The sequence below is a fragment of the Sporolactobacillus terrae genome (genome assembly GCF_019930545.1).
GTDB lineage: Bacteria > Bacillota > Bacilli > Bacillales > Sporolactobacillaceae > Sporolactobacillus > Sporolactobacillus terrae.
Genome location: NZ_CP082837.1, coordinates 1,805,099 through 1,819,460 on the forward strand (window position 1 = coordinate 1,805,099; position 14,362 = coordinate 1,819,460).

Annotated in this window: 15 protein-coding genes; 5 read left to right on the plus strand and 10 right to left on the minus strand. The window is 44.0% G+C overall.

What is annotated here, in order from left to right; translation table 11 throughout:
* Positions 1-2: 2 nt before the first annotated feature.
* Entirely contained in the window at positions 3-794 is a 792-nt protein-coding gene (liaF, locus tag K7399_RS08565; RefSeq protein ID WP_028977609.1) for a cell wall-active antibiotics response protein LiaF, read from the minus strand.
* Positions 795-1,063: 269 nt separating this feature from the next.
* On the opposite strand from liaF, the gene K7399_RS08570 reads away from it, so the two are divergent.
* Positions 1,064-1,498 (plus strand): ferritin-like domain-containing protein, encoded by a 435-nt coding sequence (locus K7399_RS08570; protein WP_028977608.1) that lies wholly within the window; start codon positions 1,064-1,066, stop codon positions 1,496-1,498.
* Between the two features lie 56 nt (positions 1,499-1,554).
* Here K7399_RS08570 and K7399_RS08575 read toward each other — a convergent pair whose 3' ends face one another.
* Genes K7399_RS08575 through K7399_RS08585 form a run of 3 tightly spaced genes read right to left on the minus strand, consistent with a single transcriptional unit; the run spans position 1,555 to position 5,203 of the window.
* Positions 1,555-2,772: an ABC transporter permease gene (locus tag K7399_RS08575; RefSeq protein ID WP_028977607.1), complete on the minus strand. Its 1,218-nt coding sequence runs from the start codon at positions 2,770-2,772 to the stop codon at positions 1,555-1,557.
* Positions 2,760-3,512, minus strand: coding sequence for an ABC transporter ATP-binding protein (locus tag K7399_RS08580; RefSeq protein ID WP_028977606.1), 753 nt, complete (start codon positions 3,510-3,512; stop codon positions 2,760-2,762). The genes K7399_RS08575 and K7399_RS08580 overlap by 13 nt, the downstream gene beginning before the upstream one ends.
* 14 nt (positions 3,513-3,526) lie before the next feature.
* The gene (locus K7399_RS08585; RefSeq protein ID WP_051578037.1) at positions 3,527-5,203 is read right to left on the minus strand and encodes a hypothetical protein; all 1,677 of its coding nucleotides are present in this window, start codon (positions 5,201-5,203) and stop codon (positions 3,527-3,529) included.
* A gap of 191 nt (positions 5,204-5,394) precedes the next feature.
* Here K7399_RS08585 and K7399_RS08590 point away from each other — a divergent pair, with 191 nt between their 5' ends.
* The 3 genes from K7399_RS08590 to K7399_RS08600 all read left to right on the plus strand — a co-directional run bounded on the left by K7399_RS08590 (position 5,395) and on the right by K7399_RS08600 (position 7,100).
* Positions 5,395-5,826, plus strand: coding sequence for an HIT family protein (locus K7399_RS08590; protein WP_028977605.1), 432 nt, complete (start codon positions 5,395-5,397; stop codon positions 5,824-5,826).
* A gap of 137 nt (positions 5,827-5,963) precedes the next feature.
* On the plus strand, positions 5,964-6,509 hold the full coding sequence (locus K7399_RS08595) for a tryptophan transporter (protein ID WP_028977604.1): 546 nt from the start codon (positions 5,964-5,966) through the stop codon (positions 6,507-6,509).
* 186 nt (positions 6,510-6,695) lie between these two features.
* Positions 6,696-7,100 (plus strand): YtxH domain-containing protein, encoded by a 405-nt coding sequence (locus tag K7399_RS08600; protein ID WP_028977603.1) that lies wholly within the window; start codon positions 6,696-6,698, stop codon positions 7,098-7,100.
* A gap of 56 nt (positions 7,101-7,156) precedes the next feature.
* On the opposite strand, the gene K7399_RS08605 is transcribed toward K7399_RS08600, so the two are convergent.
* Together K7399_RS08605 and K7399_RS08610 are read right to left on the minus strand one after the other, a co-directional pair.
* A complete protein-coding gene (locus K7399_RS08605) occupies positions 7,157-8,389 on the minus strand; it encodes an aminopeptidase (RefSeq protein ID WP_028977602.1) in 1,233 nt (410 codons plus the stop codon).
* 98 nt (positions 8,390-8,487) lie between these two features.
* Positions 8,488-9,093 (minus strand): YpmS family protein, encoded by a 606-nt coding sequence (locus K7399_RS08610; RefSeq protein ID WP_028977601.1) that lies wholly within the window; start codon positions 9,091-9,093, stop codon positions 8,488-8,490.
* A gap of 337 nt (positions 9,094-9,430) precedes the next feature.
* On the opposite strand from K7399_RS08610, the gene K7399_RS08615 reads away from it, so the two are divergent.
* Complete coding sequence (locus K7399_RS08615) at positions 9,431-10,306, plus strand: peptidylprolyl isomerase (protein WP_028977600.1); 876 nt, start codon at positions 9,431-9,433, stop codon at positions 10,304-10,306.
* A 526-nt stretch (positions 10,307-10,832) separates the two neighbouring features.
* On the opposite strand, the gene K7399_RS08620 is transcribed toward K7399_RS08615, so the two are convergent.
* The 4 genes from K7399_RS08620 to K7399_RS08635 form a co-directional block, all read right to left on the minus strand.
* Positions 10,833-11,123, minus strand: a complete 291-nt coding sequence (locus K7399_RS08620; protein ID WP_051575087.1) for a sporulation YhaL family protein — start codon at positions 11,121-11,123, stop codon at positions 10,833-10,835.
* A 92-nt stretch (positions 11,124-11,215) separates the two neighbouring features.
* Positions 11,216-12,196, minus strand: coding sequence for a 3'-5' exoribonuclease YhaM (yhaM, locus tag K7399_RS08625; RefSeq protein ID WP_028977598.1), 981 nt, complete (start codon positions 12,194-12,196; stop codon positions 11,216-11,218).
* A 93-nt stretch (positions 12,197-12,289) separates the two neighbouring features.
* Entirely contained in the window at positions 12,290-13,660 is a 1,371-nt protein-coding gene (locus tag K7399_RS08630) for a sensor histidine kinase (protein ID WP_028977597.1), read from the minus strand.
* Entirely contained in the window at positions 13,657-14,334 is a 678-nt protein-coding gene (locus K7399_RS08635) for a response regulator transcription factor (protein WP_028977596.1), read from the minus strand. The genes K7399_RS08630 and K7399_RS08635 overlap by 4 nt, the downstream gene beginning before the upstream one ends.
* Between the last annotated feature and the right edge of the window lie 28 nt (positions 14,335-14,362).

Genomic DNA, 14,362 nt, shown 5'->3' on the forward strand with positions numbered 1-14,362 from the left:
GCTCACACCTGCGCTATACTTAGATCGATCACTTGAAAATCAAAATAAAAGTCAATTCTACGCGTTGCTTCATCATAACTCGGCGTCTGATAAGTAACATGACGCAGCAGTCCACTCTGTTTGTCGCCACCAATTTTCACATCGCCGACCTTAGCGTGCAAATGAACACGGTAGGCGAGATCATCGGGCAGCGTAATCCGAATATTGCCGACCCAGCCCGACAGTCTGATCGGAATGGTTTCATCCGGAATGAATGCCTTCGTAAAATCGAACATGTAGTCTCCGATCCGCACCCGTTCATTGATTGGCTTTGCCATCCAATTTTCCTGTTTATAGGAGGATTCGTTTACAAACGCTTCTCTTGTTCGACGATCTCTGTGATGCCAATGGCGATTGTCGTCATCAACAAACTCAATATGAGGGTTTTCATGTTTGTGTTTATGCTTCCCGGAATAAGAAACCGTAACTTTCTTCCCAAACAACATAATCAATCCTGCATAAATGATCAAATATGGCCACAGTTTCCAGAAATCGTTCCAGTGAAAGATCAGCATTCTAGCTTGGTCGGCGTACAACAGGCCGCCGTAGATTAGGAAGAACCCCCCCCAAAACCAATGCGGTTTCTTACGTTCAAAGAGTGGCGCAACGATAAGCAAGGCAGCGAATACAATCGACAGTAAAGGGAATAAAAGGTCGAAATTCGACATTATTCCCTGGGGAATACTATTTAAACTGGCAAAAAGCCAGTAAACACCGAGTAAAATCACTGCAAAAGCAGCAAGTATTTTCCCCATCTTAAACGGCACATCCTTTCTTGTATCAATGAAAGCCATCGTTCGGTATGTTCGATCAACTTATACATTAACTATACAGAGAGAACCGTGACAATGCCATAGACCAAGAACGGTTTTTTTCTCCGACTTGAGATGGAGCGCGATCAGCAAACATGTGAAGAATGCGTGACAATAAGTAAGACTGTCATCCTTTTTCTTCCTTTAGGTTTATTATAAGTGGTGGAAGGGTACTTTTAAGAATAGATTATTTAAGAAAGGATGACTGGAACATGGACAAGAAGGTTCAAGCTTTAATCGAGGGTTTAAACAAAGATCTTGCAGGTGAATATTCTGCAGTCATTCAGTACAACTACTATGCGACGACCGTTTCCGGTTTGAATTATCAAATTCTCAAACCATTCTTCGAGGAAGAAATTCCTGATGAACTCGGACATGCCGCATATCTGTCTGAAAAGATCGCCAATCTTGGCGGTGAACCAACGACGGTCCCAGCAACGGTTGCAAAGGTAACTGACGCGAAAGCCATGCTTGAAGGGGCACGCCAAGCAGAAGCCGATACTTTGGAAAACTATCGGGAACGGCGCAGCCAAGCTCAGGAACTCGGTATGATTGAGTTAGTCGTAAAACTCGAAGACATGATTGCCGATGAACAGAATCACCTAGAAAAACTGACGAAAACGCTCAACGATCCGGTCTTCGCTTAACTCGTTTCCTTTACAAAAAGTCAGGAGCAGCCCGCTGCTCCTGACTTTTTGTTTCTCTAATTTTCCAACTGAACCCGTTTTCCGAGATACACAAAAGAAAACAGCAGACTCACACCAACTCCCGCACCTAAGAAAACGAGAAAACCAGCAAAGGAGCGCGTGCCGAATCCGGTGGCTGCGCTAACAATCACACTTTGCCCGCTCAGTAAAAGTGCAGTCAACTGTACGAACGGCCGGCTTTTTTCTTGATGCGTGAGCGGATACAATCCGGCAAGCGCCTGCGGGAAGGGATGCTGCCACAGCGGCACAAGTTGCAGCCCGGTCAAATAGACGATCGAAAGCACAAGAAATACCGAAAAAAGACCAATGTTCAGGAAGAAACCAAGCAATATCCCAATCACCGTCAGACGCATATACATGCCTAGATACTCGTCTGATCGAAGAAATGTTTTGATGAAAATTTGTTCAAATACGGTTCTCCGTTCAAAACGACGCACCGGAAAAAATCGGCTGATCAGACGCCGTGCATGCATGCGCCGTCTCAATCGCGGCACATCGGTAAATAGATTGGCAAACCGTAGGAACTGCATGGCCTGTCTCTGATCACTTTCAAGCAATTTGCGCCAATTCAACAAACCGAAATCCGCTTGACGATGAAACAAGAGGTACGAAACGCATCCCATCACTGCAGCACAAACAACGGACACAAACCACGCTTGGTGACTGAGTACAAAATAGATCCAGAAGAATGTTAAACCTGTCCTCAGAAAGCGCAGCACCTGTGTATCCCTAATAAACAGCTCCTGCCAGCTGCAGTCAATGTTCCATCCCTTTACCAGAAGCAGAGCAGCAGCTCCCATAAGAAAGGATTGATTTCCGTACCCTGTCGTATGAAAGTACAGCGGTGCACAAAGGATCCAGAGTATGAGTAAAAAAGCGCTCTGCATCAAAAAGCTGTAGCGTCTGCTTTTCCGAAAATAGCGATCAAGTTCCGCTTCGGCAGGCAATAGAAACACGAGATCTGCACGTGCGGTAAACGTTCGCACCGGCGCATGCGCGCATGCCAGAGCCACCAGTACACTGATCAGAAGAACCCCGGGAAAATGGGATGGAAGCGTGTCCAGCCATTTCTTGTAATAGAATCCTCCGATTAAAATCATCGCGTAAAGAAAAAACATCAACCCGCTGTTTCGGCCAATTAAATTCCAATAGCGTAGCTGCATCTGAAAGGTCTCTCGCCGTCTCTTCTCCCACAGCATGCTCATTGCATCCATTGTGTTTCGCCCCTCGCTACGGCTAAATAAATTTCGTGCAGGTTGGCATTGACATCTCCAAACTGCCGGCGGATTTGATCAAGGGTCCCTTGTACGGCAATCCGTCCATCATGAAGAATAATAAAACGATCGCAATACTGCTCTGCTGTTGTCAAAATATGTGTCGACATCAGGATCGCTGCGCCTGATTTTTTCATATCGGTCATTAGATCGAGCAGCGATTGAATACCGAGCGGATCGAGACCGACAAAAGGCTCGTCGACAATATAGAGATCCGGTCGCACAAGAAAGGCACACATAATCATCACTTTTTGCCGCATCCCTTTAGAAAAATGGATCGGAAACCAGTGCTTTTTCTTTTCCATATGAAACAATTTAAGCAACGCACTGCTGCGCTGCGCATATTCATCTTGTTGCAGATGATAGGCCATTGCGGTCAGCTGCAAATGTTCCTCCAGAGTCATTTGTTCATACAGTTCGGGAAGCTCAGGCACGTATGCCATACTTTTTCGAAATGCCGTTTTGTCCTCGCGAAGGGTACGGCCGTTAATGCGAATCTCGCCTGAGAATGGATCCAATAACCCAAGAATATGTTTAATCGTTGTACTTTTACCGGCACCGTTCAGGCCAACAAGTCCAACAAGTTCGCCCGCTTTCATTTCGAAGGACACGTCATGGAGAATAGGCCGCTGGCGTGAATAACCGCCGCTGAGCTGCTTTACCGATAATACAGGATCCATGAATCTCGCCTCTTTCATTTTTTTCCTTCTATTTGTAATGTTTTCACCGCAGATACGCGTTCGTTCGTGTCGACATACTGGAAGGATACTTGACCCCCAGCTTTCAGAAAGACGCTGTACGGATTTTGTCCGGAAGTAACCGTGAAAATCTTTTCATTATTGTCGACCATAAATTGGCTCACCGTTTGATGCGCTTCTTCATCATAGTATCTGTATACATGCGTGATGCTGCCGGTCATTTTCTTGAGAAGTGCTGAATCCGTCGGTACTGCGTGATCATCGCCCAGCTTTGTGGCAAGTGCGTATTTATAACTGTCAAACAACGTGCGCTTATCCGTTTCTGCACTATAGACATTCTCATTTTTGCCATGAATCAGCATCAGCTCGCGCAACACATGATTGCTGTCCATCAAAGGGACGACCCAAGTTTCCTGACCATAAATCGTATACAGATTCGGTATTCCTGCTTCATACTTATTCTGTTTAAAGGTCTTTTCTGCAACATTCATTGCTGATTTCCCGTTAAGCAGACCATTGGCACTGGCGTAGTAGATCATTTTTCCGGTTCGCGTGTTCAGCATCGAGTAGCCCACCATCGCGCCGCTCCCTGATTTCGGCCGCGTAAAATCGGTGAACCAGTTTAGCTCAAGGTTGTGATCGAATACGCCGTTCACTTCATCGGATTGTGACCATTCCGTTGGTCTTTTCATGTCCTCTTGGGCAAAAAGTTTGTTCCAGAATCCGTGTATATTCTCGCCGTACCATGTATTCCACGCTTCAGCAACGGTTGATGGAATCGCCTGGTCAATAAAACCGGGCAGGTTCTTTAACGTGTAGTTGCGAATTTTGCCATTTTGTGGATCAACGACATAAACGCCCTGGATCTCAGGAATCTGGCGTAATTTCTGATAATAGCCATAGGCCACGACATAATAAGGTTTGCCGGATTCGTCCGGTTCGAAACTTGGATCGAAAAGGATTGGCGTTTGATGTTGCGCGCGCACAAGGCGCTTCAGATTTTCGGAGTAGTAAGCGGAAGGGACATATTTCATCTCTTTCTTTACCAAGACGGCATTCGCATTTTCGTTTTCTGCACTCATGCGGATATAGCCAGGAATCTTGTGGCTTTTCAACCACTTAAAAAAGCCGCTGTATTCAATTGGTGTGACCCAATAAAGATGTCCGTCAATTTTTTGGAGCGAGGTATGCCCAAGCTCATAATAGGAGACATGGGACAGTTCACCGAGTACCTTCTCACTTTTATAACGTGCGTATTTTTCCGGCACCACCGGGATATGTTGCTCATCCATTGACGCCTCGGGTTTAGCGACAATCGTTGTCTTTGCCGCGGCAAAATCATACTTAGCCTTGGTCACCGTCAACGGATATAGGAAGTGCAAATACGCAAAAAAGAGCAGAAGCAGCAGTCCGGCAGCCGCATTCACGGAAACCGTTTTTTCTTTCTTATACATCATATCAAGAAGCAGAAAGAATCCCCAGAACAAGGACCCATAGCTTAAAAAAGCCTGCCAAGTGTGGTCAATCAATCTAAAATAAGTCATGAGAAACACGAGCAGCAGTCCCAGCACAAATCGTCCGGTCTGCGCTGCAATGAATCGTTTGTTCCTAATCTTCTTTTTCCATACAAATGGATTCAGCGTTAATGCAAGCAAACTCAAAAAATAGATCATAAGTGCCTCCCTTTCTATCTCAGCGGTGAATCTAACCTGTGCAACGCTTTACTTATCTTTATTGTAACGTAACTGCACTGCCGTGCGCCATAACTATATTCACCGCAGCGCACCTGATTTCCTTTATAAAACCGTTACATAATGTGCTAAAATAAATAGAAAAAGGGACAAGCAAAGGAAGGATGATTTCGATGTGCGAAGCGTCAGATTGCATTTTCTGCAAAATTATTAATGGTGAAATTCCAAGTGCCAAAGTTTATGAGGATGAGAACGTTTACGCATTTCTTGATTTGGGTCAGGTAACGAAAGGACATACATTAATTATTCCCAAGCTTCATACAAAAGACATCTTTCATCTTGATCCGGTTGTAGCGGAAAAGCTGTTCCGTAAAGTGCCTATGATTGCCCGTGCGATTCAAAAAGCCTTCCACCCGGTCGGTATGAATTTGCTGAATAATAACAGCGAGCTTGCCGGACAGAGCGTTTTTCATTACCATCTTCATTTAATTCCGCGCTACGGCGCTGACGATACCTTCTCTTTCAGTTTTCAACCGCATACGGATGAGTACTCTAATGAAGCCCGTGCCGAGATCGCTCAGGCCATTGCAGACGAATTGAACTAAGGCATGATTTATCGTAATCAATTTCTGAACTTTGAATTGCATTTTCAGGTGAATACGTGTATATTATTGAATACACCTTGCAGCAGGCCACGGGGCACTGCTGAAGGAACCATCAGCTTAGTTGAGGAGAGATCAGAATGAAACTGAAGAATTTGATTGTTGTTGCTTTGCTTCTTGCCATAGGTACGATACTTCATGCGTTAGTCCCTGGATTCCCAATGAAATCCGATTTTGGATTAGTGATGCTTTTTATATCTCTATTCCTTTTCACTGATTTAAAGAGCTTTCTCATTATAGGACTCGTCGATGGAATCCTAGCAGGATTAACGACTACAATGCCGGGTGGATTTATTCCGAATGTTGTTGACAAGTTGATTACATCTACCGTTGTTTTCTTAGTCTTTTACCTGATTGCAAGGCATCTTCAGCCAAAAGCAACGTACATTTTCGGTGTTGTGCTCGCTGGTCTTGGTACCATGCTTAGCGGAACGATATTCTTGACCGTAGCGATACTTGTTGCCGGTTTGAATACAGCGGCTTTCGGCGGACTATTCGTCACGATGGTGCTGCCAACAGCGCTCGCCAACTTGCTCCTCTTTGCAGTGCTTTACCCGATCATTGTCAAGATCGGCGAACGCAGCGGTTTTCTTCATCATACAGCACCGCGACCGACTACCCGTTAATTTATGTATTCAAGCTCCGTTTCTTTTTTAAGAAACGGAGCTTTTTGTATGCTTCGAATCCACTTATTTTTCATCCGATTGTTCTTATTTTCCAATTTATTGGCCTTCTTAAGTGATATACAAATACCTCTGAGGTATAATAGAGGTAATAAGGTACGTATACTATTCGCGAAGAGGTGATTCTCAATGGGTAAATTTTTCTCCTACACAATTGGTGCAGTCGTTGGCGGAATTATCGGCGGCACAGTTGTGCTTCTCACAACTCCGAAAAAAGGCGAAGAAATCCGAAGCGATATTAAAGATCGCGCTGCTTCGATTCAACAGCCGCTTAAAGATGCAGCCAACAACTTGACTGCTGTCAAAGACCGCGTGATTGCCCTTAAGGATGACAGCGTGCCTGTGCTCAAATCGGCAGTCACCGATATCGGCAACCTGCTTCAGGAATGGAAAGAAGATGTGCAGCCATACCTGACAAAGATTAAGAACAATGTGGTTCAGTTGGAAGCGGCAAAGGACAAACTAAGCAATAAACTGACCGAACATTCGCCTGAGAAAAAAGAAGGCGAAGAACAAACACCGCCATCGTTGTAAGCCCAACAAAAAAGATTCCGCTCCTTTCCTTGGATGCGGAATCTTTTTCTTTTCTCTTAAAACGTCCATTCACCGTTACGAAAGACCGGTTCCCACTCGCCTTCTGAATTTTCACCGTCAATATCCAGTTGATCGGAGCCGATCATAAAATCAACATGGATCAGGCTTGTGTTTGCTCCGTGCGCCGCCAACTCCTCTGCGGACATTTTCGTACCTCCGTCCAGACAAGTTGGATATGCTTTGCCTATGGCTAAGTGGCAGGATGCATTCTCATCATACAAGGTCGTATAGAAAACCAGTCCGGACTGAGAGATCGGAGAATTATTGGGAACCAGTGCGACCTCGCCGAGATAGTGTGAACCTTCATCGGTGTCAATCAGATGGTTCAGCAATTCCTCGCCTTCTTTAGCGTTCACGCTTATGATCCGTCCTTCTTTAAACGTCAGTGACAGATTTTCAATCAGCTTGCCGCCGTATACAAGCGGACGTGTGGCCATCACCGTTCCGTTCACCCCATTTTTCAAAGGCAATGTATACACCTCTTCAGTTGGAATATTCGGAACAAACGTGGTGCCCACACTGTTTACAGCAGCCCCGCCGTCCCAATGGTAGTCCGGATCAAAGGCAATTTTCAGATCTGTTCCTGGCGCTTTATAGTGCAGCTGCTTATATTTCTTCTTATTGAGAAAAGCCACTTTATTCGCCAGTGTCTGCTTATGTTTTTCCCATGCATCAATTGGGTCCTCACGATCGACACGCGTCATCTCGAAAATGACTTCCCATAAATCGGCAACCGCCAATTCACGAATTTTGCCAGGAAAAAGCTTTTTCGCCCATTCAACGGTCGGGTAGATCAATAGGGTCCAGCTGACGCGATCGGACATGCGATAATCATAGTACGTATGAAGTGCGCGCCACATCACCTCTTGATCCAAAGCCGCTTTCTTTGGGTCAATTCCATCCATCATCCCTATTCCGGTTGTTCGAATATCGATGCATGCGGCACCGCGTTTGACGAGATCCTCAAGCTTTTTCGCCTTCCAAACCGGATAGTCGCCAATGACGTCTTCTGCTGCATACTTGAGCCGCAGATGGTCCAAACGATCATCGGTCCAGTTAAAATACACACGTTTTGCACCGGCTTGATAGGCTTTCTCGGCTACAATCCGCGCAAGTTCACCGGCATCAATCGGAGATTTCAGCAAAACCTCTTGTCCTGCCTGCACATTGGCCCCGACCGTCACCGCTAATTCTGCGTACTTTTCCAGTTTCTGTGCAAAGGTTCTCAAATGAAAAGCCCCCCATCTCTGATTCAATTTTTATAAGAAATTATTTCCTGCCACATCTATTCTAACACTTAATCGTTTTGAAAATGCAACCGTTATCATTAATTATTATTTAACTGATGAACACTAAAACTGACATCATTATGTGGCAAATCAATCGTTTTCGCACGCAAGTAAAGATCCTTTTGAACCTCAACTTGTGTCAAATTAATATAGATTTGCCGTTTGTTTGGCTGAATGACCACCCACTTGGGAAAGTTCGATCCGCTTTTGAAGAAACTCAAAACTTCTTGATCCGGCAATGGGATACTGCCGAGTTTCACCGCGGTTTCCTTTAAAATAATGTCGCCACTGGCCACCTTGGGCTGAAAAGACAGGGAAAACGGAATGGCCGTAAACAGCAATTTGTATTTTCCTTCTAAGACAATCTGTTCACCAATTGAAACATGATAAGACAACCGTTTGTTTGCTCCCGAATCGATCTGATCATTAATCATGTTTTCCAGCTGCTGCTTGTTTGCTTGAACAGTGAAAATGGCTTGTCCTTTTGTACGATCTGTTTGCGGCTCAGGCGTATCAGAGGAAGAAAAGCCATTGGTCAGCTTTCCCATAACGATAATCACAGCAGCCAGCTCAATCGCAAGCAATAAAATCAATGCGATCTTCCAGACATTAAATTTTCGTTTAGAACGTTCTTGTCGAAACACGCTTGGTCTCCTTTCGGCTGCTTCGATAATCATCATCGCGTACGATCATTCGAAAAGCATCTCTTTTCTTCATTTTTCTTCATTTATTATAGCGTATTTAATCGACTTTCCAAACGGCAAAGAAAATCAATTTCATGTAAAAGAGTGTCCCTGACCGGAATAAAAAAGCCATTAATTTGCAAAACTCGACAATGGGGGGCCGGATCAGTTAGAATGAACATTGTCAGTAAATTGAGAAACACAAAGCTTCAAAAAAGTTGATTCTTGCGACGGATCGGCACCTATTGTTGCGAACTACTGTGGTAATAGGGAATACTTTAAATTAGGAGTGGACATAGTGAAAAAACTGATCATGATAGCAGCCGCTGTGATTGTACTTGCAAGTCTCGCTGCTTGTGGGAACGGCGGAGATAATGCCGCAATCGTCAAAACGAAGAGTGGCAATATCACAAAAGAAGATTTCTATAACGAACTGAAAAAGACCAATGGTGAATCGGTTCTTCAAAATATGGTTTATGAAAACCTGCTTGAAAAAAAATATCCTGTTTCTAAGAAAGCTGTTGACGCCAAATACAACAGCGTACGGAAAAGCTTCTCAACTGAGGACCAGTTCAAACAGGCATTGCAGCAGAATAACCTCACCGACTCCCAGTTCCGACGTCAAATCAAAGATTCACTGATGATGACTAAGGCACAGCAGGCAGGCATTAAGGTTACGGACAAAGCGCTTAAAGATTATTACAATAAGAACAAAGAATCACTCACTGAACTGAAAGCTAGCCACATTTTAATTAAGGAAAAAGACCAGGCACAATCCGTTCTCAAACAATTAAAAGGCGGCGCTGATTTTGCTAAATTAGCAAAGAAATATTCGATTGATACAGGCTCAAAAGATAAGGGCGGCGAACTGGGTTGGTTCAAACAATCAACAATGGTTCCTGAATTCAGTGACGCTGCAGTGAAATTGAAAGTTGGCGAACTCAGCCCGCTCGTGAAGTCAACGACAGACGGCGGCTACCATATTATCAAGCTTGAAGGCAAGAAAGATTCTTATGCAGATCTGAAATCGTCTGTAAAAGAAGCATACCTTGCCAGCAAAGAAAAGTCTCAGGACGAAGTCATCAAGAAGCTGATTAAGGATGCAAATGTACAAGTCAAGGACAGCCAATTTAAAGATTTATTTAATTCAACTGCAACCACCACGCAGCAATAAGATAAAAAACAATTTCATCCAAAATAAAAAGAGCGATGCGTATGCATCGTTCTTTTCGTTTGTCTTACGCTGGCTGCGCGTCACTCATCACGCTGAACCGATGAGTTCCCGATTTAATGAGTGAGCATCGCATCCGGATCAGTTGCCTGTAGGCTACGCCTAGTCCTGTGCCATCGCTCTTGTGCCTGGACGCACTTCACGCCGCTCGCTTGCCGCAGGCACCCACCAGAGCGCTTACGGGACTTCCGCATCGTGCACAGGACGTACTTCCGCAGGATGCGGTGACTTTCGCGTTGCATACAGGAAGTACTTCCGCAGGATGCGGTGACTTTCGCGTTGCATACAGGAAGTATGCGTACTTAGCGAAAGTTCCTTTAGGAAAGTTCCTTTAAGAAAGTTCCTTTAAGAAAGTTCCTTTATAATCAAGCAGAAAGGTCCTTTACAATTAGCAGAAGTTCCTCTTTAATGTCGCTGATCGTTGTACCACAAAGTTTATCTGAAAACAAAAAAATCCGGAAACCATTGGTTACATGGCTTTCGGATCCTTCCGATTGCGGCGTCGATCTTTTTCAGCATTCATCCGCTTAATATAGACATTGCCTTGCTCCTGAACCCATTCTTCATCAACCTCTTTTTCCTGCCTTGACAAGCTGAACGCTTGATAGCCGCTGAAAATGATTCCGGCAAGCACTAAGTAAACCCACCAAGCAATATTTTCCAGCTTTTCAATCATCGGATCAATCAAGCCGAATTGCTGCAGCAAAAACAGGATAAAAAGACTGCCAACGACAATTAGTGAACGTTTGGCCTGTTTCAAATTACCGCCTCCCAATATGGAGCGTGTCCCATATTTTGTTTGCATTGTAATCTATGCAAGAAAGCGATGAAATAGACCTTCATTCCGAAACATTAAGTAAACGACTCGGGGCCTTCTTCCGATTGGTGTTCATCAAAGGACGGTCGGTACAAGGTACGGTTGTTCATCGCAAAGATTCGCTCGGAAAATTCTCCTGGACGCGTTTTGCGAATAGCCCGGGTCATCACATTAATTTTTGCATCCATGTCATCGAGAATATGCAGAATCTCTGCTTCTTTGAACATTGGCGGCTTCGGACTGCCCCATTCCGGATTTTCATGATGACTAAGTACCATGTGCTTAAGCAAGAGCACTTCTTCTTTATCACCTATTCCCAGTTCTTCAGCGATTTTACCAATGTTGGTCACCATGATCGAGATATGGCCGATCAAATTACCCGAAAGTGTGTAGCTGGTTGCTGTTACCCCGGACAATTCTTCAAGTTTCCCCATATCATGAATGATAATTCCCGCATAGAGCAGATCCTTGTCAATCTCGGGGTACAAATGAACCACGGACTTTGCCATGTCCAACATACAGCAGACGTGGTAAGCGAGTCCCGAGAGAAAATTGTGATGAATGCTCACTGCTGCAGGATACTCGAAGAACGCGCAATGATTTTTCTTTAATAATGCCCGCGTAATACGCTGAATGACTGGATTCTTGATTTCAAAAAGATAGCGTGTAATCTTCTCATTCAATTCATCAATGGACAGCGGCGCAGCCATGACCAAATCAGCTTTATTGACTGCATCACGTTCCGTTGCCGGGCGGATCGTGCGAATTTTAAATTGATTTCGCCCGCGGAACGTTGTAATATCTCCTTCTGCAAGGACTACCGCTCCGGGAACATAATTCGCTTCATCATCAGCTGTACATCCCCACAGTTTCGATTCAATATCACCCGTCTTATCCTGTAAATAAATGGTTAGAAAAGGTTTACCATTACTGGCTAGTCCTTTAGTCACACTCTTTATTAACAGGTATTCATGTACATGTTCGCCTTCTTTATAAAATGCGATTCCTTTCACCATGAATCCTTCCCTTCATTAAAAGTCCGGAAGACGGTCATGCCTCATTCCGTATCTGCTCGTTTTCCGTCTTGTTAAGCACTCATACTGCACCACTTATTTATCCTTGCCTTCCAAGGGTAAAACAGGCAGAGTCATCTCAAAAGCAACGCCATCTTTACGATTCGACGCATAAATCACTCCATGATGATTATGAACGATTCGCTTCACAATTGCCAGACCTAAGCCAAATTGGCCCTTTTCTCCCTTTTCAAACGGTTTGAACATTGCTTTAAGTTCATGGTCAGGAATTTGAGGACCATCGTTTCGTACCGTCACAACCGTCCGAACATTGCTTTTGCCAGCTGCTTCAAGCCAGATTCCGCTTTTGGCGTAGCGCAATCCATTTTCAACTAAATTCTCCAAGACAGTCAACATTTGTTCTTTATCAACATAAAGTTCCGTTTCCTCACCGGAAATATGAATGTCCAAATCCGTTCTCTGAGTCCTGAACCGCTCACGAATTGGCTCAGCAAGTTCGCCAAATTGCAGCTTCGAAAAACGCATTTGTTTGTCGCCAATCGAGTCAAACCGCGTAAAGTAAAGTAATTTACGCACCCGCTTTTCCATTTGCTGCGATTCCTCAATGATGATATCCATAGAATCATCGAGTCCGCCTTTGGGATAGATCCCGTCCTTTACCGACTGCGCATAGCTTTGTACGATCATAATCGGCGTTTTTAACTCATGAGAAGCTTGCTGGAGAAATACCTTCTGAGACTGATCGTAATTGATCAGGTTCAAACGCATCTCTTCAAACTGGGCAGAAAGCCGTTCATATTCCACATCGCCTTTCCATTCAAAAGGCTTCTCCCAATTCAAACGCGAAATTTCTTTAAAGCGCCGTCCCAGAATATCCAATGGCCGTTTCAAGTAGCGTGCCAACCAAAAAGCGAGAAATAAGCTGAGGATGCTTACCATCACAAAAATAAAAATCAACCGATTCCACAAATTGTTTTTTAATTCATTATCATAAGTATCCCACATATAGGAAATGAGGTAACCATCATCCACCATATTGATTTTTACGCGTCTGACTACAAAATAAAGCGTTGAACCGTTTTGTTTCAGCTCATAGCGAGCCAAATTCGTATACTGGTGTTTGATTTGATTTCGCATCTGGTTAAATACATCAGTCTCTAAATAGGTTTGGCTAGTTATGGGTTTGAGGTGCTTATCAACAATAATCGTTCTTGTCAAATCACCGCTTTTATTATCGGTTCCGGGATTATCGATTGCAAAACTCTCATCATGGCGCTGAAAACTGAGCAACTGCTGCGCTTCGATTGTTCGAAATGTATTTTCTTTCAGCGTGTTCTGAATGGAATAGGGGTAAACGATGATAATGATCAAACCAATAAAACATTCAAGGAGAACAAAACATAACCAAATCCGCTTTGTTAATGTCATTTGAAATGGCTTGTTCATGAGACAATCCTGTACCCGGATCCGTAGACGGTTTCCAATGAGAGACGCTCCATCTTTCTGCGTATCCGTCGAACAACATCGTCAACAGCACGATCAGAGCCGACATAATCTTCGCCCCAAACCTCATTCAGAATATCCTGACGTGATTTTGCTATATTTACATTTTCCACCAAATAGAGCAAGACATCAAATTCTTTTGTGGTCAGCTCAATCAGTTGATTCTCTTCATCAAATACCTTTCGGCGCACCACGTCAAGCTGGTATTTAGAGATCACTAATCGATTTTCATGAATTCCTGCACCATACACGCGATGCAGCAATTTCTTAACCCGAATCACAAGTTCCTTGGGTAAAAAAGGTTTCGCCAAGTAATCGTCACTGCCGAGTTCAAGACCAAGAATTTTATCCAAATCTTGATCGCGTGCTGAGATAAAAATAACCGGCTGCTCGGAGTGATTTTCTTTGATCTTCTTGATTAGGTCGTATCCGGACATGCCGGGGAGCATGATGTCCAAAATCCAGAGATGAACGCCGTTATGCAGATAGTTCATTGCCTCTTCCCCAGTATGAAAAACAGATACAGACCAGCCTTCCTTCTCCAAATATGCTTTAAGAATGGAAGCTAAACTTTCTTCATCTTCGACAAGATTAATTTTATAGCTTGTATTATTCATTTGAATTCATCCTTATTCGGTTCATAGT